The sequence below is a fragment of the Rasiella rasia genome, assembly GCF_011044175.1.
Classification (GTDB): domain Bacteria; phylum Bacteroidota; class Bacteroidia; order Flavobacteriales; family Flavobacteriaceae; genus Marinirhabdus; species Marinirhabdus rasia.
Genome location: NZ_CP049057.1, coordinates 148,994 through 172,729, shown reverse-complemented (window position 1 = coordinate 172,729; position 23,736 = coordinate 148,994). Strand labels below are relative to the sequence as shown.

The following is a 23,736-nucleotide window of genomic DNA, read 5'->3' as shown; positions in this document are numbered from 1 at the left end:
ATTCTTAAAGACCGCTTATATAACCACTATACACATCTTTAAATCTAAGTCCGTCGCTAAGGTTATACTTGCTTAACTTCTTAAACTCTACTAGGCCCCACAAGATAACCTCTTTAGCAAAAAGTATATCTTCTTCTTTAAAGTCGGTACCGTATGCCTTTAGCAAATCATTTAGGGGGGCTACCCTGTTTAATTGTTGTTGAAATTCATCATCGTTAAAGGTGTCTAGAAGTTCAAAACCGCCCGATTGCTCAAAAAACCACCCAATAACATCTTCATAAACATCTGGCTCTCCTTCTTTTTGAAGTTTCTCAATTTTCGGAAAATAATTCAAAAATTCAGTCTTAATAGCGTCTGCTATAAGTTGTTTAGCCACTTCATTAGCCCCTTCTTGTTCTCCTTCATAGACTAGCTCCACCTTCCCAGTTATGGCAGGGATAATTCCCATAAAGTCACTTAACCTAACACTAGTTTTGTCATCACCGTTGATTAACGCGCGACGCTCTGCCGTACTTAGTAAATTTTCAAAAGCAGTAATGCTAAGTCTGGCGCTAACGCCACTTTTTGAATCTATGAACTCACTTTCTCTGGCTTCAAAACTAATTTGTTCTAAAATATCTTTCGCCAGTTCTGGTACGTATACATTTGGTTTATCTGCTTGTGCCGCCGTAGTCTCTTGTTTGGTGATAGTACGAGCAACCTCTAAACTTTCAGGATAGTGGGTTAAAATTTGTGAACCTATTCTGTCTTTTAGTGGTGTAACAATACTTCCTCGGTTGGTGTAATCTTCGGGATTTGCGGTAAAAACAAACTGAATATCCATAGGAAGTCGCAATTTAAATCCGCGAATCTGAATATCTCCTTCTTGTAGAATATTAAACAAGGCTACCTGAATACGCGCCTGTAAATCTGGTAATTCGTTAATGACAAAAATACATCTATTGGCTCGCGGGATCATTCCAAAATGAATTACACGATCATCGGCATATGTTAGTTTTAAATTGGCCGCTTTTATTGGGTCTACATCACCAATAATATCGGCTACTGTTACATCTGGTGTTGCCAATTTTTCTGAAAATCGACTTTCTCGATACAACCATTCTATAGGTGTCTTATCGCCTTTTTCTTCTAATAATTCTTTCGCGTATCTAGAGATAGGCATAAAGGGGTCGTCATTTATCTCACTACCTGCTACCACTGGAACATACTCATCTAACAATGAAACCATCTGCCTGGCAAGCCTTGTTTTTGCCTGCCCTCTCAAACCTAAAAGATTGATATTATGTTTAGATAATATTGCCCGTTCTAACTCTGGTATTACGGTATACTCATATCCGTGAATGCCTTCAAAAACAACTTCCTTTTTTAGAAGTTTTTGAAGCAGGTTTCTACGTAGCTCTTCTTTTATAGATTGGTAGTTGTAACCCGCTTTCTTAAGTTCACCGAATGTTTTTATGTCTTCTATTTTCATATATAGTATTCTTTTCTTCTTATAACTATCTCAACTTTCTCTTTCTATTGTTCTCATAGTCTGTAAATATCATTTCACCAAGACCTTGCAGACCCGTATAAAATGCCTTTCCTTGATTGGCTTCAGTAAAATGATCTACAAATTGTTGTAAGTAAGGATCACTCGCAATCATAAAGGTAGTTATAGGAATATGTAATTTGCGTGCCTGTGCTGCCATCATGTAGCATTTATTTACAATGTATTCGTCTAATCCATTACTATTTTTATAATAACGCCCGTCTGCTAGTCTTAAACAACTAGGTTTACCATCGGTTATCATAAATATTTGCTTATTCGTATTACGTTTTCGTCGCAGCATGTCCATAGCTAACTGTAGCCCCGCTACCGTATTGGTATGATATGGCCCTACATTTAAATAAGGCAAATCTTTAATTTTTATAGGCCATGCATCATTTCCGAAGACTAATATATCTAGCGTGTCTTTCGGGTATCGTGTTGTAATTAATTCTGAAAGTGCCATAGCTACTTTCTTAGCAGGTGTAATTCTATCTTCGCCATATAAAATCATACTGTGGCTTATATCTATCATAAGCACCGTACTCATTTGCGCTTTAAACATGGTCTCTTCTACCACAAGATCATTCTCTGTGAGATGTAAGTCGCCTATTCCGTGGTTAATTTGCGCATTTTTCAGGCTTTCGGTCATAGAAATACTATCTAAGGCGTCACCAAATTGATAGTTTCTGAATTCGCCAGACTGTTCATCTCCTCTACCTTTATATTTTGACTTATGATTTCCGACGCCTCCTCGCTTTAATTTACCAAAAATTTGTTCTAAAGCCCTTTTCCGGAGTGAGCGTTCTAACTTTTCGGTCATACTTAGCGAGCCCTTTCCAGTTCCTTTCCCACCACTTCCATCTGGCTTAAACTCTTCACGAATAAAGCCTCGTTCTTTTAATTCTTCAATAAAATCGTCTATGGTATATTCTGGGGTAGTAAGCGAATATTCTTCATCTAGTTGCCTAAGCCAATCAATCGCCTCATCAAAATCTCCCGAAGTATGCGTAATTAACTCTTGAAAAATCTCGAAGAGACGTTCAAAAATAGATTGCTCCAGTGCATTGTGTTTTGTAAACACGAAACCTGTCTTAGGCGGGTTCTTTTTCATCTTCTAAAATTAATACTTAATTGTATAACAATATGTTCTATACTGTTAAACAAAAGTTAGAATCTACGGTTGATGCTTAGTACACTGTTAAATAGACAAACCCGCATGAATCCCTTTCGAATTTTAGTATCTTTAATGACCAAAAATTTCAGAAAAAAATGAAACGATTTTTCCTTCTAGCATTTATGTGCATTGCCGCTTCTCTTTCGGCACAACAACTAACCAACGACATCTTAAAAGATTTAAAACCTAGAAATATTGGTCCTGGCGGCATGTCGGGTCGTGTTACTTCCATAGATGTAGTAACCACTAACCCAGACGTTATGTACGTGGGAACCGCTTCTGGCGGTCTCTGGAAAAGTACGAGTGGCGGCGTAAAATGGGATCCAATTTTTGATAATGAAAAGACGGCTTCCATTGGAGCAGTTGCTATTCAACAAAGCAACCCTAGTGTAATATGGGTAGGAACTGGCGAAGGAAATCCAAGAAACAGCCTGAATGGTGGTTTTGGGGTATATAAAAGCTTAGATGGTGGAAAAACGTGGAAAAGCATGGGCTTAGAAAATACTCGCCATATTCACAAAATATTGGTAGACCCTACCAATCCTAACGTGGTGTATGTTGGGGCTATTGGTTCGCCATGGGGCGTACACCCAGAACGAGGTGTCTTTAAAACTACAGACGGCGGAAAAACATGGAATAAAATACTTTTTCAAAATAACAAAACAGGAGTTGCCGATATGGTAATGGATCCTACCAACCCTAATAAGTTGATGGTTGCCATGTGGGAACACAAACGCGATCCTTGGTTCTTTAAATCGGGTGGAGAAGGTTCCGGCTTATTTATTACTCACGATGGTGGAACTACATGGGAAGAACGTACCGATGCCGACGGTTTGCCAAAAGGCGAATTAGGACGTATTGGTCTTGCCATAGCGCCAAATAAGCCGAATGTTGTGTATGCGTTGGTAGAAGCAAAGAAAAATGCCTTGTATAAATCTACCGATGGCGGATTTAAATGGAAAAAAATAAATGACAAGAATGATATTGGAAACCGACCGTTTTACTATAGCGACATTTTTGTTGACCCGCAAAATGAAAATCGGGTGTACTCTGTATTCACTTATGTGAACGTTTCTGAAGACGGAGGTAAAAACTTCACAGAGCTTATGCCAGCTTATGGTGTAGATAACGGTGTTCATCCAGATCATCATGCGTGGTGGATTCACCCTAATGATGGCAGCTTTATGATGGACGGAAACGACGGCGGACTAAACATCACCCATGATGGCGGCGCCTCTTGGCGTTTTGTTGGTAATTTGCCCGTGGCTCAGTTTTATCATATTAATGTAGATAATGAATTTCCGTACAATGTCTATGGCGGTATGCAGGACAACGGAAGCTGGAGAGGTCCTGCCTATGTTTGGAAAGCGCAAGGAATACGCAATAGCTATTGGCAAGAAATTAGTTTTGGTGATGGTTTTGATGTGGTGCCAGACAGAGACGATAGTCGCTACGGCTGGAGTATGAGCCAACAAGGCTTTGTAAGTCGCTACGACTATATCACTGGTAATAATTATACAGTAAAACCCACTCACCCAGACCCAGATGTGTTCTTGCGTTTTAATTGGAATAGCGCCATAAATATTGATCCTTTTAATAATAGTACTATTTACTTCGGAAGTCAATTTGTACACAAATCGGTAGATAAAGGTCTTACTTGGGAGGTAATATCTCCAGATCTTACAACCAACGACCCAGAAAAACAAAAGCAAAGTGAAAGTGGCGGCCTGACAATGGATGCCACCGGAGCCGAAAACCACACTACTATTTTAGTAATTGAACCCTCTCCACTTGAACAAAATATGCTTTGGGTTGGTAGTGATGACGGACGTGTGCACTATACACAAAATGGCGGACAAACATGGACCGATGTGTCTACTAACATTCCTGACTTACCCAAAGGAAGTTGGATTGTACAAATAAAAGCAAGCAACAAAAACAAAGGAGAAGCGCTACTTGTTGCTAACGATTACAGACGATTTAATTACACACCTTACGCCTATAGAACTACTAACTATGGTAAAACATGGACTCGCATAGTAGCTGAAAACGATGTAGAAAGTTATACCCTTAGTATTGTTGAAGACCCTATAGAAAAGAATTTATTGTTTTTAGGAACAGACGACGGCCTATACATTTCAACAAATGCTGGAAGCAGCTGGATGAAATGGACACATGGTTTTCCAACGGTTTCGGTGAAAGATTTAGTGATTCAAGAACGTGAGCATGATTTGGTTATTGGAACGTTTGGTCGCGCCGCGTGGGTATTAGATGATATTCGTCCGTTGCGAGAGATCGCTAAGAACACCTCCCTTTTAAATGAAAACATTAAGGTATTTAGTCCGCCTACGGCATACCAAGCGGCATACCAGCAAGCAACAGGGAGTCGTTTTGGAGGCGACGCACTCTACAATGGTGAAAATAGAGCTGGAGGAGCTCGTATTAGCTACTATTTCAAAAAGAGTACGACGAAAGAATCTAAGGACGATACTGAAGAAGACACTGAAGATGTCGAAACATCGGAAATTTCCGAAGATAAACCAAGCAAAGATTCTATTTACATGAAAATTTATGACGGTACGCGCCTAATACGCACCTTGAAGAGAAAAGTACCTGATAGCACCGGATTTTACACATGGCGCTGGCGTATGGATGAGGCTGGAGTAGACAGACCTTCTAGAACCATACGTAAACGTCGCAACGAACCTGGAGGAACCTCAGTAAAACCAGGCAATTATAAAGTGACTTTAGAACACGATGGTGCTAGTACAACAACTAACATTAAGGTTGAAAGCGATCCTCGTTTAGAGATTTCACAACAAGCTATAAACGATAGCTATAGTGCTTCCAAGGAGCTTCAGAATATGACCCAGACAGCTGCAGATGCCGTAAAACAATTGGTTGAAAGTAAAAATACCGTAGACGATTTCAGCAAAAAACTAACAAAGGAAGACAAGAAAAAATACAAGGAAGAAATAAAAGCCTCTAAGGCAATTGGAAAGCAAATAGATTCGCTTGTTGCCCACTATTTAGGTACGGTAGACAAGCGACAAGGTATTACTAGAAATCCCGAAATAACGGTGATGCAGCGCATTGGCCAGGCCAATTGGTATAGCGGCAGTCGTCCAGAGGGATTAACTAAAACCGAGCGTATATTGATACAACAAGCCAAAGAGGAACTGGAAAAGGCGCTGGAAAAAACGAACAACTTCTTTGTAACCGAATGGCCGACCTATAGGTCTAAGATGGAGAAAGTAGTTTTAGATCCTTTCAAAGAAACAAAGACAATCAAATTAGAATAACTAAACAACTAAACAATGAAAAAACTAATCGCACTCGTTGCCATCCTATGTCTTTTAATAGGTTGTAAAGAAACCAAAAAAGAGGAGGTAGCCGAGAACAGGGAAATACAGCAATACACCATAGAGCAATTTATGGATAACGAGAATGCCTTTGCCAATGGGTATTCTGCCGATAAGAGTACGATATTAATGACCAGCAATCGCTCTGGAATCTATAATATGTACACAACTCCAGAAGGTGGTGGTGAGTTAACACCAATTACAAAAAGTGACAGCGCATCTATATATGGAATCTCCTATTTTCCAGAAGACAATCGTATTCTATTTAGAATGGATGGAAACGGAGATGAAATTTTCAAAATTTACATGAAAGATGGTGCCGAAATTACCGCCCTTACTCCTACTACCAAAGTACGAGCACTTTTTAGAGGTTGGTCTAAAGATAGTAAAAGTTTTTTCTACGGAAGTAATGAAAGAGATCCCAGATTTTTAGACCATTATGAAATGGACATAGAAACTATGACTCCAAAAATGATATACCAAATTGAAGAAGGTTTCGATTTTGCAGGTATAAGCGAAGACAAAAAATATATCGCCTTGGTGAGTCCAATAAACACTAACGACTCAGATTTGTTTGTGTTGAACACTGAAACAAACAAAAAAACTAAAGTTAATACTGCGCCTAGCGCTAACCGACCGCAAGACATGGCGCCCGACGGTAGTGGCTTCTATTATACTACAGACGAGGGTAGCGAGTTTAGTTATGTAATGAAATATAATTTTGAAGAAGGTACTTCGGAAAAGGTAGTAGCACGCGAATGGGATATAAATGGCTATTCGTTCACAGATAAAGGAAGTTACCAAACCACTTTTATAAATGAAGATGCTAAAAACACCCTAGAAGTAACCGAAGTTTCGTCTGGGAAAGCAGTAGAATTTCCAAGTTTTGAAAATAAGGAAATCACGAGCGTATCGTTCTCTAGAGATGAAGAAGCCGTATTACTTCGTGTTGGGGGTTCTCATACACCTTCAGATAGTTACTCGTATAATCTTTCAACAAAAAAGTTATCGCGCCTAACGGAAAATTTAAACGACGAGATAAACAATGAAGATTTAGTTACTGCCAAAGTAATCCGTTACAAATCTTTTGACGGACTTGAAATTCCTGCGATTTATTATGAGCCACAGCAAGCTACTAAAGAAGACCCTGTGCCAGCATTGGTTTGGGTACACGGTGGCCCAGGAGGGCAATCGCGGCAAGGATTTAATAGTACAATTCAGTATTTGGTAAATCACGGATATGCTGTCTTAGCCGTGAACAATCGCGGGAGCAGTGGCTACGGAAAAACATTCTATAAAATGGACGACCGCAATCACGGTGATAAAGATTTAAAAGATTGTGTTGCAGGAAAAGACTGGCTGGCTGCGCAAGAAAACATCGATGGAGAACGCATTGGCATTATTGGTGGCTCTTACGGTGGTTACATGACGATGGCGGCTCTTACCTACGCTCCAGAAGAATTTAATGTAGGTGTAAATATCTTTGGTGTTACCAATTGGCTACGAACACTAAAGAGCATTCCGCCATGGTGGGAGTCTTTTAAAGATGCCCTGTATACAGAAATGGGTGATCCCAATACGGCAGACACCGTTAGATTGCGTCAGATTTCTCCGTTATTTCATACAGATAAGGTAACTAAGCCTCTAATGGTATTGCAAGGCGCAAAAGACCCACGCGTATTACAGGTAGAAAGTGACGAGATAGTTGCGGGTGTTCGCAAAAATGGTGTGCCAGTAGAATATGTTTTGTTTGAAGATGAAGGGCATGGTTTTGTTAAAAAGGAAAATCAGATTGAGGCCTACGGAAAAATTAAAACCTTTTTAGATATGTACTTAAAAGGAGACGGTACGTCACCGATGGACGGTGATAAAATTAAAAATGTAGAAATAAAAGCAGAAGAATAGTATGAAAAAAATATGTTTGGTAATCTTGCTGTTAGTAGCAGTTAACGCAGTATCTCAAAATGCTGAAAATGACGAATTAGGAGCATGGTATATCTTGGCCTCCAATAGTAAAGTTTCCGAGAAGTTTTCAGTCCAGCTACAAACCCAATTTCGCTTCTTTGAGCTTGCCAGCGAAATACAACAGTTTAAGATAAGAACAGGAGTAAAATATCGAATAATGAAAGGGCTTTCTGTAGGAGCGGGTTATGCTTATTTCAGAAATGATTTTTCGTATCAATCTGAAATTCCTGAGTCTTTCGACGAGCATAGAATTGTTGAAGACATACTCCTAGACCATACTATTGGGAAAGCAAAAATAGACCACCGTGCAAGACTTGAGAATAGATTTATTGTACAAAATGGAACAACAGACACAAGGCATTGGTTTCGGTATATGGCGAAATTTACGTATCCATTTTCAGACACATGGAGTGCAGATATATATAATGAAATTTGGCTCAATGTTGGAAATGAGCCCACGTTTGCACAAAATTGGTTGGGTTTAGGTGTTGGTCATAAATTTAGCGACCTCATAAAATCGAGAATTGGATTTCAGCGTATTCATCTAGATGGTCCAGATTTTAATAGGCTATTGTTAGGAATTACCTTTACGCCCGACTTCTCTGGTAGCTCAACGCCTTAGGCAATAAACACAAAATTTGTCTGGGTTATATTTAACGCCATAAAAAACAGACGGTATGAAATCTAGTAAAATAAACTTCACCAACGCAAACGGTAAAACACTTTCCGGAAGAATTGACTTGCCCTTAGAGCGCGACCCTCACAATTTCGCAATTTTTGCACACTGTTTTACATGCACAAAAGATTTTAGTGCCGTAAGAAATGTGAGTAAGGCATTGGCTAGTGAAGGTTTTGGCGTTTTACGTTTTGATTTTACTGGTCTAGGAGATAGTGATGGAGATTTTGCCGACACCAATTTTTCTAGTAATGTTGAAGATCTTGTAAGTGCTGCAGAATTTCTTGCGCGAGAATTTAAGGCTCCTAGCCTACTTGTTGGGCATTCTTTAGGAGGAGCAGCCGCGATTTTTGCGGCTTCAGAAATTGATAGTATTGAAGCATTGGCTACCATTGGCGCGCCTAGTAATCCTGTGCATGTTCAAAAACAATTTGGAACTCAACTAGACACTATAAAATCTGATGGAGAAGCTGTTGTACAACTTGCGGGGCGCGATTTCACATTTAAAAAACAATTTATAGATAATTTAGAAGCACATTCTTGTGAGAATGCAGCACGGAAATTAAATAAAGCTCTTTTAATTATGCATTCGCCACAAGATGCAACTGTTTCTATTAAAAATGCTGAAGAAATTTATCACGCTGCCAAACATCCAAAAAGTTTTGTAACACTCGATGGTTCTGAGCATTTATTAATTGATAAGAAGAATGCATCGTACGTGGGCAAAGTCATAGCTGGTTGGGCGGCGCGCTACATTGAAGTACCCGTAGAACAAACCATAAAAACAACACATGCCGCCGTAGCTAGTTTAGATGATGAAGACGGATTCACAACATTAATGAAACTAGGCACGCATTATTTGAAGGCAGACGAACCTATTCGTGTTGGTGGTAAAGATTTTGGTCCTACCCCATACGAATTATTAGCTGGTAGTCTTTCTGCCTGTACTGCTATGACCATTCAGATGTATGCAAGGCGTAAAAAGTGGCCCATTGCAAACGTTGAAGTGCACACTAGCTATTCGAAAGATTATGCAAAAGATTGTGAAGCATGTGAAAAAGATCCATCTGCCAAAATAGACACATTTACCCGTGAGATAAAAATCACCAGCTCCTTAGATGAAAAACAGCTACAGCGTATTTTGCAAATAGCCGACAAATGTCCAGTTCACAAAACATTGCACAGCGAAACTCAAGTTATTACTTCATTAATTACATGATAAAGTCGGAGAAATTTGAAGTAACCATAACTGGAACTCATGGTGTAATTATTCCTTTGAGACTTGCCAAACCTTTTCTAGATGCCAATAAAACTAGAGTGGCACTTACAGCTTATCACAACAACAAAAAACTTAATTTTCATGGAAAATTACACCAGCGTGGTGATGAAATACTCATAAGTTTTGGAAAACGATATCAGACCGAACTGGGTGTAACCCCTAAAGAGCATTTTTGGTTACAATTGTTTGAAGATACTAGCAAGTATGGTGTAGAAGTTCCGGAAGCTTTTATGGTTGTCTTAGAGACCGACCCAGAGGGTTTTCAATTATTTGAAAGATTATCTATTGGAAAAAAACGAAGTCTTATTTATTATATATCACGATTTAAGAGCGCTCAAACGCAAATAGATAAGACACTTATACTATGCGAAAATTTAAAACGTGGTATTACAGAAACCAAAGAGCTCATTAAACAGCAATGGTAAGTTTTTGTGAAATATTTGGGTAACAAAAACATACTTCCTACTTTTAGAAGATAGAAAAATAATTAAATCAATTAAATATGAAAAAAGTTAGCATTGCAATAATGAGCTTAGCCGTTTTAGGGCTAGTAAGCTGCAAGGATGAAGTGAAGGAAAAAGAAGTAACGGAGGAAGTTGTTGTTGAAGAGGTTACAAAAAACACTACTGAAAAAGTGGTAGCTAAAGATAAAAAGCTGTCTTTCGAGCTATACCCAAAAAGTGATAGTGAAGCTAAAGGTAAAGTTGTCATTATAGAACATGAAGGAAAGGTGTACTTTACTGCAGAAATAGAAGGCCTATCTGAAGGAACTCACGCCATTCATCTTCATGAAAAAGCCGATTGTTCATCAGATGATGGTAAATCTACTGGAGGTCATTGGAATCCAACATTCACAAGTCATGGTAAATGGGGGTCAGAAGATGGATATCACCTTGGAGATATTGGAAATTTCGAGGCGAATGCAAGAGGAAATGGTGTCATTGATTTCACTACAGACCAATGGTGTATTGGTTGCGGCGATGAAAAGAAAGATATTGTAGGTAAGGCTGTTATCGTGCATCAAGGGGTAGATGATTTTGTTTCTCAACCTTCGGGAGCTGCAGGAGCACGTATAAGTTGTGCTGCTATTATTCAATAACCACTGTTTAACATATAAATAAAGCCTCTGATGAATCATCAGAGGCTTTTGTATGTTTAGTGCTATTGTTTCTTTTTAGGGACACTTGAGGCAAGGTTTACTTTATGTTTCAACAACAAAAACAATACTTCACTAAGGGTATTTCAAAAATAATACCAAACTAAAACCCTGAAAGGCAATTACCTATCAGGGTTTCATTCTTAATGTATTAACGTATTTATTTTTTTACGATTCGTTTTACAACACTAGCTGTTTCAGAATTAATTCTTACAAAATAGAGCCCAGTTGCCACTCTTTCTAAAGAAATTGCAGTTGAAGCACCCGCTCCTGAGAGGTCTATGGTTGATATCACTCTACCATTTACGTCTGTAATGATAGCGTCTGTAAGATTTAAAGAACTAGTATTACTAAGTGTTAGCATTCCTGCAGTTGGATTAGGATCCAATGCAATACCATTAGCTAATGCTATATCTTCTACACTTAAGAGTTCTTCTACAGTTACATCGAATGTACACGATGCTTCGTTACTAGCATCGTCTGTTGCCGTAATCGTAATTGTTGTTACTCCTGGCCCTACTTGAGTACCTGCAACAGGATCTTGAGTTATTACTGGAGATACTGTACAATTATCTGTTGCAACGATTGTTGTTGTATAATCTGGCAATGTATATTGTTCGCCAGCATTTACCGTTACACTCTCATCTGCAGGACAAGTAACAACTGGATCTGTAGTATCTACACCAACTAATACTTCTGCTTCTCCACGCTGACTTAAACATCCTAAGTCACCAGAAACATCACCGATATCTGTATTTGGCGTACCATAATCTGATGCCAAACAAACATCTGCGAAGTCTGCTCCAGTATCAGTATCTGCAACTCTTCTAAATGAATTATTACAAGTAACAGTAAGTGAAATACCATCACCCATAAAATCAAGATCGTTTGCCGTTATATTAAATCCGTTAATTGTAACATTTAATCCCGAAATATCTTGTTCTGTCATATTCCAGAAAACTGAATCTACAACATTTCCTACGTCGTCAATAATGATAACCCATCCGTCACCATTACCCCACCAGATGTTAGAACCCCAGTAATCACCACTACCAGAATCATCACTCCATGCCACTACAGAATCTGCTCCCATATTCCCCAATGTTTGTGTCACTGGGTTCACGTTATTTAGAGTTCCGAAAGGTTGGTCACTAATTGCAACGGTGTAACCGCTATAATCGAATGCTTCTCCCACATTTTGAATTTCAAGTCTATCTGGTGTTTCAAACGTAAGTTCAGACACAACTAGCTTAGACGTTGGCAATGGCGGGCGCTCTTGTGCGTAAACCGACGTTGTCATTGTTGGACTAAATGTGTATGATGTTCCTTCAGCTAAAACGTTTCCTCCAGAAGCGGCGTCGTACCACAAAATAATATTTGCTGGATCGTTTGGTGTAGCAGTAACTGTTGCATCTTCTTCTCCACAAACAATGTCGTCTCCTGTTGTAGCTGGAGCTGCGGCAATAGCAATCACTTCAATATCATCAGAGTCTGAAGAAGCTAGAGAACATGCACCATCTTGTACTGTATAAGTAATTGTGTGGATTCCTGCTCCTGCAGCAACTGGATCGAAAGAATAAGTATTCCCATTTCCATCATCGGTAACACCAGGTCCAGAATATACTCCACCAAATGGGCTTCCACCTCCAAGATCTGTAATTACAGGGCTTCCTTCACAAACATCGTTTGGCGCAGCAAAATCAGCTGTTCCAGATGGTGTGTCAAATGCCTCAGTACCATCAGAACGGCTATTCGAAGATCCTTGATCAGCACTTACTCCTAAACCTCTTCTTGCAAATGCATCCCATAAGAAGCATTCATTGGCACCGCCATATAAAGCTTGGTCTGCCGCAAAAATGGCATCTCTACCATCTACAAAACCAGGGCTACATGGTTGTAATTTCATTCCTTCCATTACAATTGCAAGCGCTTGTACGTTACCTGCATCTAGATTTACATCTCCTGTAAAGTTATAGATATTGTTATCTACGCCGTACTCTGCTATCAACTCCCAAGTAACTTCCCAGAGTGTTGTAGCCCAAACAGAACCAACACCGTGAGGTACCGCAGCTGTTTTGATATCGTCATAAGTTTGTGGATTTACACCGAAATCTGTGCTGTAGGGGAAAGGTCTAATTCCACCTCCTCCAGGTCCTTGACCAAAAAGATAAGTACCAACAGCTCTTGAGTCTGTTCCCATATCGCCAGGCTCCATAGTAAGTATAGCTCCAAGATAATCACTCCATCCTTCACCCATTTGCTCGGTATTTCCTAAACATCCAGATTGACTTGGTCCTCCTGTTAATCTATTTGAAACTCCATGACCATACTCGTGTACAACTACTAAATTATCGAAATCTCCATCTTTATCACCACAAATATACATCTGCATTTGTGGGTTACTACCATCTGGTGGCGTTCCGAAGTTTGCATTACACGTACCAGAACCGTCTTGAGCTTCTGCATTTACTGAATCACTTCCAGCTCCTGACCCACTATAATTGAGCTCCTGAAAGTTCCCTCCAGCTTCATCAAAACCGTAGTGAAAAAGAACGTCATGAATAATGTTGTTCCAGTAGAATAAGTTTGTAATGGCTGCAGATTCATACTGATTTGTATTTGTATAAATTTGATTGAAAGGGAAAGCAGCCCCAGTAAAATCAAGTGTTGCTCCACCGTCTGGCTGAAATCCGAAGTTATCACCATCTTCATAGGCATCTACATTATTTCCTTTTGTAACAGTAAATTCTGCACCAGCTACACCGTTTGTATCGTGCCATCCAAATGGTGATGCTAACACATCTGCAGGATTCGTTTCAATAGTTCTAGCACCAAAATAAGGACTCTCAATTGGCATTGCTATAACTTCGTAACTATTAGGAGGCATCGTTGTTGTTGGTGCCACCGTTTCAGTATAATTAGGAATATCGTATAAATTTTTATTGTAATCTATAATTTCATCTGTACCATGCGTATGACTTAAGTTACAACTTACAATCCAATTCACTTGGTCTATAATAGCTCCAGTAGACGCATTTACACGAACACTCCACCAATCATGACCTGAAACTTCTTGTATAGAAAGGTCCCAAGCTAATGTTAGCTGATTTGCATTATCTAACTGATAGGTCAATTTTGCAGGTATATTACTTAGCGATAGAGCACCTTTTGAGATAAGAGTCTCTTGCGACGCTCCAGACTTTCTTTCAATAACCGAAAGACCTCCAGACTGTGCATAACCAAGCTGGTCTGCAGCCGCCTGCACAGCTTGAACAGCAGAAATAGAAGGATTAGCACCTGTTGTTGCTCTATTAGCAGCGCCATTAATAAATCTATTGTTTTGAGTTAGCACAGAACCGTCTGCAGTAAAGTGCATCCCAGACTCAGTACCATACACTTCAAGACCATTAACAACTTGTCTATAATATATATGTACAACGCCGCTTGTTGAACTAACGTTCTGATCGGTTATGGCCCAAGTAAGGTCATTTGCCTGTAGTTTTTTGGATTCAACCAATTGTGATAGCTTTTCATCTATCTGGCTTGTAAGCGTTTGGGCTACGGTTTGACCAATACACAAGCTAAAGAACGCTACTAACATTCCAAAGGAAATCTTTTTCATAGGATGTGGTGTTTAATTATTTTAAGGGTTTGGGGTTTAATGTCGTAAAAATAATTGTTTTTATGTATTTCAACAAAATATTTATTGTACTCTGTGTTTTTTTAACATTTATTCAATTTTTTCTACTAAAAATTATCAATTGTTGAGTTTTTAATAAAATTTGAAAGATATATTACAAATTGATTAACTTGTCCTCCTCAACTTATATATATAAATGGAACAACCCGATTTTTTAATTACCAGTATGCAAAATGGTAATGAGCAAGCTTTTTCAAAGCTTTACACAATGTATTCTGAAGCTATATACGGTATTATTTACAGCATAGTTTTAAACGAAGAAATTGCAGAGGAGGTCTTGCAGGATGTATTTATTAAAATATGGAATAACGCCAGTTCCTATAATACCAAAAAAGGACGGTTTTTTACGTGGATACTTAATATCGCTCGCAATACTGCTATTGACAAGACACGATCTAAAAATTTTAAAAACAGCAAAAAAAACCTGAGCACTACAAATTTCGTAGATATTTTACTGGCGGGTGATAACTTAAACAAAAAAACGAATGCCATAGGCATTAAAAAGTTTGTTGAAAAATTAAAGCCAGTGTGTATTCAAATAGTAGAACTACTCTTCTTTCAAGGATACACGCAAAAAGATGCGGCAGAGAATTTAAAAATGCCTTTAGGCACACTGAAAACGAGAAACAGAAACTGCCTTAACGATTTAAGACTTATGGTCTTAGGACCTCAATAATATGACAGAAGAAGAAATCATAGAATCAGGAAAATTAGAGCTCTACGTTTGTGGGGCTTTACCAGCAGATGAAGATGTTGAGATACAAGAAGCTGTAGCAGCTTCAAAAGTACTTCAAAAAGAAGTTGAAGTGATCGAAGCTTCCTTTATTACATTGGCAGAGAGCGTTGCTCCTCCACTCTCGGCTATGGTATGGACATACATACTAAACACCATTAACAAAGTAACAAAACTAGACAGAACAGATACCTCATCAACCAACTGGAGTGCTATTAGTGGTTGGGCAGCAGCAGTAGTTGTACTAGGCGGACTTTTCTGGATGATGAATCAAAACAGTACGTTAGAGCAAGATATTGAACTTACTACTACAGAAAATAACAAATTAGAAGAAACATTACACAATGTTGAAGAACTTCAGAAAATAAATGAAGGTATTTTGGCAGATTTACGTGATGATGCATTTCAAAAAATACCCTTACCTGGAAACGACGCTGTGGCACCTGAAGCTTCTGCTAAGATGTACTACAACGCAACCGAAGGTATTGCTTACTTAGACGCCGACAAACTACCCGCAGCACCACAAGGTAAAGTATACCAAGTGTGGTCATTAAAAATGGAACCTTTAACACCTAGTAGCATGGGGTTGCTCGAAGAATTAACATCGGTAAAACCTGGGCTTTACAAATTTGAAAACTTTACCAGTGCAGAAGGTTTTGGAATTACCCTAGAGCCTGAAGGAGGAAGCGAAACCCCTACTCTAAGCCAACTATATGTATTGGGTACCGTGGGTAACACCCCGTAACTCAATTATTCTTATCATAAAAAAAGGACATCCTTTAAAAAGGATGTCCCAACTAACAAAAAAACTCTGAAAAACCGGTTTCCCGGTTATTGATTATCCAATTGATAACCAACCATTGTATCTATATTTACGAAGTTTCTATTCTTACGGTTTTACAATGTTTCAATTTTTCTAAATAATACCGGTCCAACTTCAAATTCAGCCTCTAACAGTTCTTGTTTTAAAGGTGTTACTTCCTCTAGCAATCCGTTGGCTTTATAAACTAAAGCAGAATGATACAATGCCATAGGTTCTGATGTCTTGCCAGAAACAAAGCGCTCTATTGTTTTCAACGCATCTTCGTTTAAACCATTCTTTAGTTGAGCTAAGGCAAGTAAATGATACGTTTCTGGTGTAGCTCGATTAGAAACTTCTTGTTGAGCCAGTTCTAATGCTTTTTTCGGATTAGTATCTGCATATACTTCAATTAGGTAAGCATTGTACATTGCCCCATAATTACCCTTAGCTACAGCATCTAAGAATTTATTTGTTTCGGCGGTACTACCTGCATTGTCATTATTAAATTCAGCTATTTCAGCTCTTAACAGATGGTAGTCTGGTATTTTATGATGTTCTGAAATGCTATCTAAAATTTGTAAGGCAGCTGCGGTATCATGCTCTCCGGAGTAGGCAATCCAAGCAATTCCCTTCTTAGCATAGGCATTATCTGGCTGAATATTAAGTGCCTTTATATACTGCCAATACGCATCTTGAATACGTCCTGCATGACCGTAATAATCACCTAAATTAGTATAGGTCCATAATTGAAGCGGACTACTTTTTCGGGTGTCGGCAATGTCTCTAGCTTTTTCAATAAAATGAATCGCAGCATCTAGATCACCTTTGTAATCATTCCATTTTGCCAAGCGAATGAGGTAGTTATAATCTGAAAGATTCTTCGATTTTTCTAACATTTCCGAAGCCTTGTCATATTCACCAACCTCCATGTAAACATCAAACAACATAAGTTCTGTAGCTTTTTTATTCGAGTTACCCTCATAGCTTTCTTCCAACACTTCTTTCGCCTCTTTAAAGCGGTGCTGACTAATATAATTATGAGCTAAACCTCGCTGAAAGGCATCTTTGTTATGAGCAGAATTTAGAATACCTTTTTTATATAAACTTTCTGCATTGTATAGAAAGGTTGCATCGCCTGTGGTTTGAAATAACGTAGCATAAGCTCCTGCTAACGCTCCTAAACTACCTACACCTGTAGTGTCTGCGGAAAGTTTATTAGACCAGAAGTCTCTTTCTACCATGGCATTTTTGTACGTGTTTTGCGAATCGTTAGACAAGAACTTCTCATATTGTTCTAGTTTGGTGACCTTAATTTTTTGAGTATCGCTAGCGCATGAGAAGAACAGCGCTACCATACCGAGAAGAAATAGTTGTTTCATAATAGTTGTAAAAAGAAAAGAGCAATATATTTATATTGCCCTTTTCAGTAAAATTAAAAGTTTTATTACTGGTTTACAGTAGACATGTACGGGAACGAAAGTGAGAAATCACGATCTCCAGCATCAACCCCATCTGAGATTAATAATGGTTCTCCCATAGGAACTCCATCAAAATTCAAGTTTGCTAAATCGCCTCCTCCAAAAATAAGGATTAACGAAATATCAATTACATCATCTGATAAGGTACGTCCTGTAAGGGCAACACCTGTAGCTGGGTCAAAATATGTTGTTTGTGCATTAGGCGCAACCTGTAACGCATCGAACTGCGCTAATACCGTAGTAAAAGTTGGCGCATCCAGTCCGAGTATATTTGTTTCATAGTTTACATCTGCCGGGTCTAACCCAAGTGCAACTGCATAAACATCGAAATATGCCTCTAAGTTCGTCTGAAAAATAGGCTGAAAAGAACTACGGTCGCTTACAATAGTTGTATTGAAGTTGTTTTTCACCTCATCACTTCCACCAAAAACGGTGTTAATTCCAGGTCTACCCATTACATCTTCCTGAACGTATGTTCCAGAAAAATCTAGGATTACCGCACAGGGTTCGCAACTACCACCGCAATCTACTCCTTCTTCATCTCCATTCATCAATCCGTCGTCGCAAGTAGGCTCATTTAGGGCATTGCCATTGTCATCATCGTCTGCACATTGTACAAACGTAGCTGTAGTAGTTAGTGCTACTGCTGCTAAAATTATATATCTATATAGTGTTTTCATATCTGTAATTTTATAAATGTTTTGTAATTATTATTGTTTTCTTTTGGTAGAAACCCAAACATTATAAGCATCTGGTAAGCCGTCTACAAGTCCCGCTGCAGTTGCTACGTGTGTAGGTGCTGTTCCTAGCATACTATTTGGTACTTCAACCGTAATAGCCAAAACATTTAAATCTTCAAAAAAGTCGGTTGCATCTGCAGGAGGTAAAAATCCTTCTGGAGCTACCGAGCCAGAAGCTACTGCATTAAATCGCTCAAAATCGAAATAGAAATAATCTCTTCTTGGTCCAGCGAAAAATGTCATTCCATTGGCTGTACCGATTTCGGTTTCATCAGTTCCTGAAATTTTAACGCTACTCATAGGTCCAGTAACCTGTACTTCGCTACTTAAACCTGTTTGCGCAGGCGCGGTTGGTCCGAAGAAATACATAGAATCTCCTCTTCGCACTGCTTGAATTACCAGATCTTCAACAAAATCACCTGTATTGTCTATGTTAAATTCTACCATTACATCTTCTTCAAAAGTTGCAGTGTTGGTAACATTACCAGGTACCAAAGGTCCTTGAATGGTTGCGATAAGCACAGTGTTGTTCGGGTTGTTACCTTCAAACGCATACAAATCGGCGATGTCTGAGGTAGTTAAAGCCACCGCTGGAGCATCTACGTGATCGGCAGCTATAAAGACTACCGAAAGTATTGCTACTCCCAATCCGCCAATGGCCGCTAAAATTTTAGTTCTTTTCATTTTCATATATTTAATTATTAAAAAATAGTTTTTTGAAAGTAGGAAACGGCTGGTTTATTTGGCTATTTTTACCTTCATTAATAGGTACGTCTAAAATACCTGTACGGTTTTTAGTGCGCAGTTAATTTTTTGTTAACAACATAAGAAAACACTCATAACTCAACCTAATGAACCCTTCAGCAAGTGGATGGATTCCGAAATATTTTAAGATACGGGCAGATGCTGTTTCTTCAGAATCGCACATACATGAATCTATTTCATACCACCAACTTCAGAGCGCAGGTTTTATTCATGGTGTTTCCATTACATCGTTACTACAGCCCATCCCCACCAAAATAATTCTTACTACAGATGAGCTCACCAAAATTAATCTATTTCATCTATTAGTTACACGCTATTTTGAACATAATAACGATGCCACTCAAAAAGATGCTATAAAATCTATTTTAGAGTTCTATCACCTTATAGAAAAGGGTAGAAAAGGGTTTTTTAATCAGTTTGCAAGATATTCAAAAAATCATACAAAACTCGAACGTATAATGGCAGTTCGAATTCATGAATCGAACAATCTTTTAAAACGAAATTTTACTTCGCTACTTACCTATGCCTTTCTCTACCTTGACGTATTAGCTTATGAGCAATACCTTTTAGGGAAACAAGATGTAAAGGCATTTATCACTCGTTTTGAAAGCACAGTTCTTTATGCCTGTTTTCATGCTTTGCAGAGTAAACAAAAGAAGAATAAGTACGACAGATTACTTATTGAACTGTTTGAAGGTAACGCAGCATATGCCAACAGTAAAAAAAGTCAGCAAGAATTTGTTGAAAGCGTTAAAGCTTCCTCACCTCATCAACGTACTTTTATATTAGACATTAGCTGCCTAGCCGTATGGGACGATTTCAGCATGGATGCTAGCGAAGCTAAATTCTTGAGAGGCTTATGCGAGCAGTTAGAGCTATCTGAAAGCACTTTAGCCACAAGCATAGAAACCATTGTAATTCTTACCCAAAACGAAAGCGTACAGGTCAAATTATTTGAATACGCCCACCCCGTAAACCAGTTTTACAAGCAAGCTACCAAAACGGTAAAAACGCTGATTGTAAGAAATAAAACCCGCCTAATTACCGAATTGCATGAAAGTGGAGAGCTTATTGTCCTCCTCGGAAAATCTACATCTAAGGAACTTTCAGCAGAAGAAAAAGCAAAAGTAAAATCGCAACTACTCGATATTTGTAAAACAATACCGTCGTTAACCATTTTCTTACTACCAGGCGGAACACTCTTATTACCTTTACTCATTAAATTTATACCACAATTATTACCTTCGGCATTCGATGAAAACAGAATTGAAAAATAGGTTTGTATGAGCGCTCTATTAAAAAATAAAGATAACAGACCATTGCTTTGGCTTTTTACACCGCTCCTAGTTGTGGTATTAGCAGGATATTTCATCATTAATAACAAAGAGAGCTATTCTTCAGAAATCTTTGCATTCTCCTTAATGACAATCGCAATTGTTGCATTAGTATTGGCTTTTGCAAAAGGAGGTTTTAAAAAAGCAATCTACATCTTAGGGTATTTTTTCTTAGCATTTTTCGCATTCGTAAAACTTAGTTTTTATTTACAATATGGGGTGGGTATTAGCGCCTCTGCCCTCTTTGTTATTTTTGAAACTAATACAGGCGAAGCTTCAGATTATCTCTCTAATTATTTTAGCCTACCAACAATAATTATCGGGATTATTTTACTAGTTCCACTTTTCTTTCTGCTGAAATCGAAACTCCATAAAAATACGGTTGCCTTAAAGTCTATTGGTGGGAGACAACTAATGGCCACAGTTATTCTCATAGGTATTGCAACAGCTTCAGTCTATCTTATTAGAAAAAATTTTAGAACGGTAAACATTCCGTATGCAACATTAAGCACATGGAAAGAATATAAAATTGCCAAGCAAAATCTAAAAGATAACCTCGCCCAACCAACGAGTCCTGCGTTTACCGATGTGGCCTCAGATGAAACCCCTCAAACCTATGTGGTAGTTATCGGTGAGTCTACATCTAGCTGGCATATGCAACTCTATGGGTATCCACGCGAAACCAACCCTAAATTAACAGAGATAAGAAACGAATTGATTGTTCTAGATAGTGTAATTACGCCTCACGTGCATACCATTACCGCACTAGACAAGATTTTAACGCGTTCCAACGCTCAGACAATTAAGCCAAATCCCAACGGATCTATCATTCAATTGGCGAATATGGCGGGTTTTGAAACTTATTGGCTATCTAACCAAAAGCCCGTCGGACTATACGAAAGTATCCCTACCATCTTAGGAAGCGCGGCTAAGCATACTCAATTTCTGGCTACAGACGACTACAATGCCCAAATCCTTGATGAAGATCTATTGCCCAAACTAGAACAGATATTAGGAAAAAAGGAAATTTCAAAAAAAATAATATTTCTACACCTCATAGGCACCCATTTACGCTATGAAAAACGATATCCGGCTGCTTACAATATCTTTACAGACGCACCGCCAAGATTAACCTATGCACATGCTAAAGCGATACAACAAACCAATGCCTATGACAATGCCGTACGATACAACGATGCTGTAATAAGAGATGTTATTGAATTACTTCGGAAACAGAACAGTATATCATCTATGGTATATTTTTCAGATCATGGCGACGAAGTGTATGACACTATGGATTTCTTAGGGCACAACGAATACCACAACACACCCCCCATGTATGAAGTTCCGTTTGTACTTTGGTTTTCAGAAAAATATAAAACAAACAAAAATTTCAACGCTAAACAACAGCGCAAAGAAGTATACAACTTAGAAAATTTTATACACACCTTCGCACAACTAAGCGCTATTCAGTTTAAGGGTTACAACCCCTCAAAAAGTCTTTTAGAACATGTGGAGACTGAAATTTCTGACACAATAAATGAATAAGAAAAAAATACTTGTTTTAGTCGCAATTGTTGTGGCGCTCAGTTTGTTCTTTTATCGATACAGCCCGAGAAAGTTTGAATTCTTAGGACACTATGATAAAATTGGTGCGCATCGGGTTAATAGTTTAGAGAAGTTAGCAAGCAGCTTGTCTTATTTTGATGCTATAGAATTAGATTTAGTCTATGTAGAGCATTCAGATATCCTAGATGTAGTACACCCGCCAGCTCCTTCAACTGGTTTATATTTTTCGAGGTATGTTGCTGCTTTAGATGGAGCCACCCCATTTTTGTGGCTGGATATTAAAAATCTAAATGAAGCGAATGTTGGCAGAATATTTCAGCAGGTACACACAATTTTAGAATCTCATAATTACCCAATAGATAAGGTACTTATTGAAACACGTTACCCAAAGGCACTACCGCGTTTCGCTAATGAAGGTTATAAAACAAGTTTTTATCTTCCACAGCAACTATACACCTTAGATGAACAAGCGCTAACATCTACAATGGTTGTTATAGACAGTGTTTTACAGCACCAGCCAGAGCTTGCCATTTCAACAAGTTATGTGGATTACAACTTAATACGAATGTATTTTCCTGAACGGTCTAAATATTTATGGAGTCTCTCGCATCGCAAATTTGGCGATTATTCTTTAGTGCGCGATTTTTTAAACGATGAAACTGTGCAATTAGTCTTAGTACGCTACAAACCGTTTTAGTGATCTATTCAAGCCAAAGTTTGAAGTCTTTTACTCGTTCTCTTGCTACAATAACCTCTTGTTCCTTATAGCTGTTAAGTTTAAGCTGCAACCTACTATTGGTATAGCTAATTATATCTTTTATAGCATTAATATTGATGTAATATTTTCTACTAATTCTGAAAAACGTCTGGGGTTCTAGTTCGTTTTCTAACTGTTCTAAGGTTGTATCTAGCAGATAATCTCTCCCTTCTACGGTGTGGGCGTAGGTGCCTTTATTTTCAGAATAAAAACACTCAATTTCATCTACCGAAATCATCTTTATATGCTGCCCTATTTTGGTGGTAAACCGTTTTTTGTATTCTCGCTCTACTGGGTTGACAAGTAATTTTTTGATGTCTTCAAAATTAAGCTGGAGGTTTGCTGCCTTTGGCTGTAACGACTGGTATTTAGTTACAGCTGTCTTTAGATCATCTTCATCTATGGGTTTTAAGATATAATCTATGCTATTGAGTTTAAAAGCTTGTAAGGCATATTCATCGAAAGCAGTTGTAAAAATAATAGCACTCCTTACGTCTACCTCATCAAAAATTTCAAAAGACAATCCGTCGCTAAGTTGTATGTCTAAAAAAATAAGGTCGGGATGTGTATTGTTAGAAAACCAATTAATTGCTTCTTCTACGCTATGGAGCAAAGTTGCTACTTTTACGTCTATGCGTTCCAACATACGCTGAAGGCGTCTTGCAGCTGGTTTTTCATCTTCAATAATGAGAACGTTCATATTAAAATTTAGTGGTTG

The 23,736-nt window shown here is 38.4% G+C and carries 18 protein-coding genes; 11 read left to right on the top strand and 7 right to left on the bottom strand.

Features of this window, described 5'->3' with window-relative positions; genetic code table 11:
- Nucleotides 1-4: 4 nt before the first annotated feature.
- Both G5B37_RS00825 and G5B37_RS00820 read right to left on the bottom strand, forming a co-directional pair.
- On the bottom strand, nt 5-1,471 hold the full coding sequence (locus tag G5B37_RS00825) for a MoxR family ATPase (protein ID WP_164678155.1): 1,467 nt from the start codon (nt 1,469-1,471) through the stop codon (nt 5-7).
- Between the two features lie 25 nt (nt 1,472-1,496).
- Nucleotides 1,497-2,639, bottom strand: coding sequence for a vWA domain-containing protein (locus tag G5B37_RS00820; RefSeq protein WP_164678154.1), 1,143 nt, complete (start codon nt 2,637-2,639; stop codon nt 1,497-1,499).
- 158 nt (nt 2,640-2,797) lie between these two features.
- On the opposite strand from G5B37_RS00820, the gene G5B37_RS00815 reads away from it, so the two are divergent.
- The 6 genes from G5B37_RS00815 (at nt 2,798) to G5B37_RS00790 (ending at nt 11,083) form a co-directional block, all read left to right on the top strand.
- The gene (locus tag G5B37_RS00815) at nt 2,798-6,004 is read left to right on the top strand and encodes a WD40/YVTN/BNR-like repeat-containing protein (protein WP_164678153.1); all 3,207 of its coding nucleotides are present in this window, start codon (nt 2,798-2,800) and stop codon (nt 6,002-6,004) included.
- A 15-nt stretch (nt 6,005-6,019) separates the two neighbouring features.
- Nucleotides 6,020-7,969: a S9 family peptidase gene (locus tag G5B37_RS00810; RefSeq protein ID WP_164678152.1), complete on the top strand. Its 1,950-nt coding sequence runs from the start codon at nt 6,020-6,022 to the stop codon at nt 7,967-7,969.
- Nucleotide 7,970: 1 nt separating this feature from the next.
- Nucleotides 7,971-8,651, top strand: a complete 681-nt coding sequence (locus G5B37_RS00805; RefSeq protein WP_164678151.1) for a DUF2490 domain-containing protein — start codon at nt 7,971-7,973, stop codon at nt 8,649-8,651.
- Nucleotides 8,652-8,706: 55 nt separating this feature from the next.
- A complete protein-coding gene (locus tag G5B37_RS00800; protein ID WP_164678150.1) occupies nt 8,707-9,924 on the top strand; it encodes a bifunctional alpha/beta hydrolase/OsmC family protein in 1,218 nt (405 codons plus the stop codon).
- Complete coding sequence (locus G5B37_RS00795; protein WP_164678149.1) at nt 9,921-10,409, top strand: YdeI/OmpD-associated family protein; 489 nt, start codon at nt 9,921-9,923, stop codon at nt 10,407-10,409. Before G5B37_RS00800 ends, G5B37_RS00795 begins: the two co-directional genes overlap by 4 nt.
- Nucleotides 10,410-10,486: 77 nt before the next feature.
- A complete protein-coding gene (locus tag G5B37_RS00790; protein WP_164678148.1) occupies nt 10,487-11,083 on the top strand; it encodes a superoxide dismutase family protein in 597 nt (198 codons plus the stop codon).
- Nucleotides 11,084-11,300: 217 nt separating this feature from the next.
- Here the strand turns inward: G5B37_RS00790 and G5B37_RS00785 are convergent, their stop codons facing one another.
- Complete coding sequence (locus G5B37_RS00785) at nt 11,301-14,762, bottom strand: M36 family metallopeptidase (RefSeq protein WP_164678147.1); 3,462 nt, start codon at nt 14,760-14,762, stop codon at nt 11,301-11,303.
- Between the two features lie 214 nt (nt 14,763-14,976).
- On the opposite strand from G5B37_RS00785, the gene G5B37_RS00780 reads away from it, so the two are divergent.
- Together G5B37_RS00780 and G5B37_RS00775 are read left to right on the top strand one after the other, a co-directional pair.
- The gene (locus G5B37_RS00780) at nt 14,977-15,516 is read left to right on the top strand and encodes an RNA polymerase sigma factor (RefSeq protein ID WP_164678146.1); all 540 of its coding nucleotides are present in this window, start codon (nt 14,977-14,979) and stop codon (nt 15,514-15,516) included.
- Nucleotide 15,517: 1 nt separating this feature from the next.
- Nucleotides 15,518-16,318 (top strand): anti-sigma factor, encoded by an 801-nt coding sequence (locus tag G5B37_RS00775; protein WP_164678145.1) that lies wholly within the window; start codon nt 15,518-15,520, stop codon nt 16,316-16,318.
- Nucleotides 16,319-16,470: 152 nt separating this feature from the next.
- On the opposite strand, the gene G5B37_RS00770 is transcribed toward G5B37_RS00775, so the two are convergent.
- From G5B37_RS00770 to G5B37_RS00760, 3 genes are all read right to left on the bottom strand, one after another.
- Complete coding sequence (locus G5B37_RS00770; RefSeq protein WP_164678144.1) at nt 16,471-17,754, bottom strand: tetratricopeptide repeat protein; 1,284 nt, start codon at nt 17,752-17,754, stop codon at nt 16,471-16,473.
- A 65-nt stretch (nt 17,755-17,819) separates the two neighbouring features.
- Nucleotides 17,820-18,533 carry a DUF4331 domain-containing protein gene (locus G5B37_RS00765; protein WP_263649821.1) on the bottom strand — a complete coding sequence of 238 codons (714 nt, stop codon included), beginning with the start codon at nt 18,531-18,533 and terminating at the stop codon, nt 17,820-17,822.
- Between the two features lie 30 nt (nt 18,534-18,563).
- The gene (locus tag G5B37_RS00760; protein ID WP_164678143.1) at nt 18,564-19,277 is read right to left on the bottom strand and encodes a DUF4331 family protein; all 714 of its coding nucleotides are present in this window, start codon (nt 19,275-19,277) and stop codon (nt 18,564-18,566) included.
- A 167-nt stretch (nt 19,278-19,444) separates the two neighbouring features.
- On the opposite strand from G5B37_RS00760, the gene G5B37_RS00755 reads away from it, so the two are divergent.
- The 3 genes from G5B37_RS00755 to G5B37_RS00745 are packed head-to-tail and all read left to right on the top strand — an operon-like array spanning nt 19,445 to nt 22,958.
- Entirely contained in the window at nt 19,445-20,635 is a 1,191-nt protein-coding gene (locus G5B37_RS00755) for an LETM1-related biofilm-associated protein (protein ID WP_164678142.1), read from the top strand.
- 6 nt (nt 20,636-20,641) lie between these two features.
- On the top strand, nt 20,642-22,240 hold the full coding sequence (locus G5B37_RS00750) for a sulfatase-like hydrolase/transferase (protein WP_164678141.1): 1,599 nt from the start codon (nt 20,642-20,644) through the stop codon (nt 22,238-22,240).
- Nucleotides 22,233-22,958, top strand: a complete 726-nt coding sequence (locus G5B37_RS00745; protein ID WP_164678140.1) for a hypothetical protein — start codon at nt 22,233-22,235, stop codon at nt 22,956-22,958. The genes G5B37_RS00750 and G5B37_RS00745 overlap by 8 nt, the downstream gene beginning before the upstream one ends.
- 4 nt (nt 22,959-22,962) lie before the next feature.
- Here G5B37_RS00745 and G5B37_RS00740 read toward each other — a convergent pair whose 3' ends face one another.
- Nucleotides 22,963-23,718 carry a LytR/AlgR family response regulator transcription factor gene (locus G5B37_RS00740; RefSeq protein ID WP_164678139.1) on the bottom strand — a complete coding sequence of 252 codons (756 nt, stop codon included), beginning with the start codon at nt 23,716-23,718 and terminating at the stop codon, nt 22,963-22,965.
- Nucleotides 23,719-23,736: the final 18 nt, after the last annotated feature.

Excerpts from the sequence above, each read along its gene's own strand:
- G5B37_RS00825 (WP_164678155.1), bottom strand. The coding sequence starts at position 1,471 with ATGAAAATAGAAGACATAAAAACATTCGGTGAACTTAAGAAAGCGGGT.
- G5B37_RS00820 (WP_164678154.1), bottom strand. The coding sequence starts at position 2,639 with ATGAAAAAGAACCCGCCTAAGACAGGTTTCGTGTTTACAAAACACAAT.
- G5B37_RS00815 (WP_164678153.1), top strand. The coding sequence starts at position 2,798 with ATGAAACGATTTTTCCTTCTAGCATTTATGTGCATTGCCGCTTCTCTT.
- G5B37_RS00810 (WP_164678152.1), top strand. The coding sequence starts at position 6,020 with ATGAAAAAACTAATCGCACTCGTTGCCATCCTATGTCTTTTAATAGGT.
- G5B37_RS00805 (WP_164678151.1), top strand. The coding sequence starts at position 7,971 with ATGAAAAAAATATGTTTGGTAATCTTGCTGTTAGTAGCAGTTAACGCA.
- G5B37_RS00800 (WP_164678150.1), top strand. The coding sequence starts at position 8,707 with ATGAAATCTAGTAAAATAAACTTCACCAACGCAAACGGTAAAACACTT.
- G5B37_RS00795 (WP_164678149.1), top strand. The coding sequence starts at position 9,921 with ATGATAAAGTCGGAGAAATTTGAAGTAACCATAACTGGAACTCATGGT.
- G5B37_RS00790 (WP_164678148.1), top strand. The coding sequence starts at position 10,487 with ATGAAAAAAGTTAGCATTGCAATAATGAGCTTAGCCGTTTTAGGGCTA.
- G5B37_RS00785 (WP_164678147.1), bottom strand. The coding sequence starts at position 14,762 with ATGAAAAAGATTTCCTTTGGAATGTTAGTAGCGTTCTTTAGCTTGTGT.
- G5B37_RS00780 (WP_164678146.1), top strand. The coding sequence starts at position 14,977 with ATGGAACAACCCGATTTTTTAATTACCAGTATGCAAAATGGTAATGAG.
- G5B37_RS00775 (WP_164678145.1), top strand. The coding sequence starts at position 15,518 with ATGACAGAAGAAGAAATCATAGAATCAGGAAAATTAGAGCTCTACGTT.
- G5B37_RS00770 (WP_164678144.1), bottom strand. The coding sequence starts at position 17,754 with ATGAAACAACTATTTCTTCTCGGTATGGTAGCGCTGTTCTTCTCATGC.
- G5B37_RS00765 (WP_263649821.1), bottom strand. The coding sequence starts at position 18,533 with ATGAAAACACTATATAGATATATAATTTTAGCAGCAGTAGCACTAACT.
- G5B37_RS00760 (WP_164678143.1), bottom strand. The coding sequence starts at position 19,277 with ATGAAAAGAACTAAAATTTTAGCGGCCATTGGCGGATTGGGAGTAGCA.
- G5B37_RS00755 (WP_164678142.1), top strand. The coding sequence starts at position 19,445 with ATGAACCCTTCAGCAAGTGGATGGATTCCGAAATATTTTAAGATACGG.
- G5B37_RS00750 (WP_164678141.1), top strand. The coding sequence starts at position 20,642 with ATGAGCGCTCTATTAAAAAATAAAGATAACAGACCATTGCTTTGGCTT.
- G5B37_RS00745 (WP_164678140.1), top strand. The coding sequence starts at position 22,233 with ATGAATAAGAAAAAAATACTTGTTTTAGTCGCAATTGTTGTGGCGCTC.
- G5B37_RS00740 (WP_164678139.1), bottom strand. The coding sequence starts at position 23,718 with ATGAACGTTCTCATTATTGAAGATGAAAAACCAGCTGCAAGACGCCTT.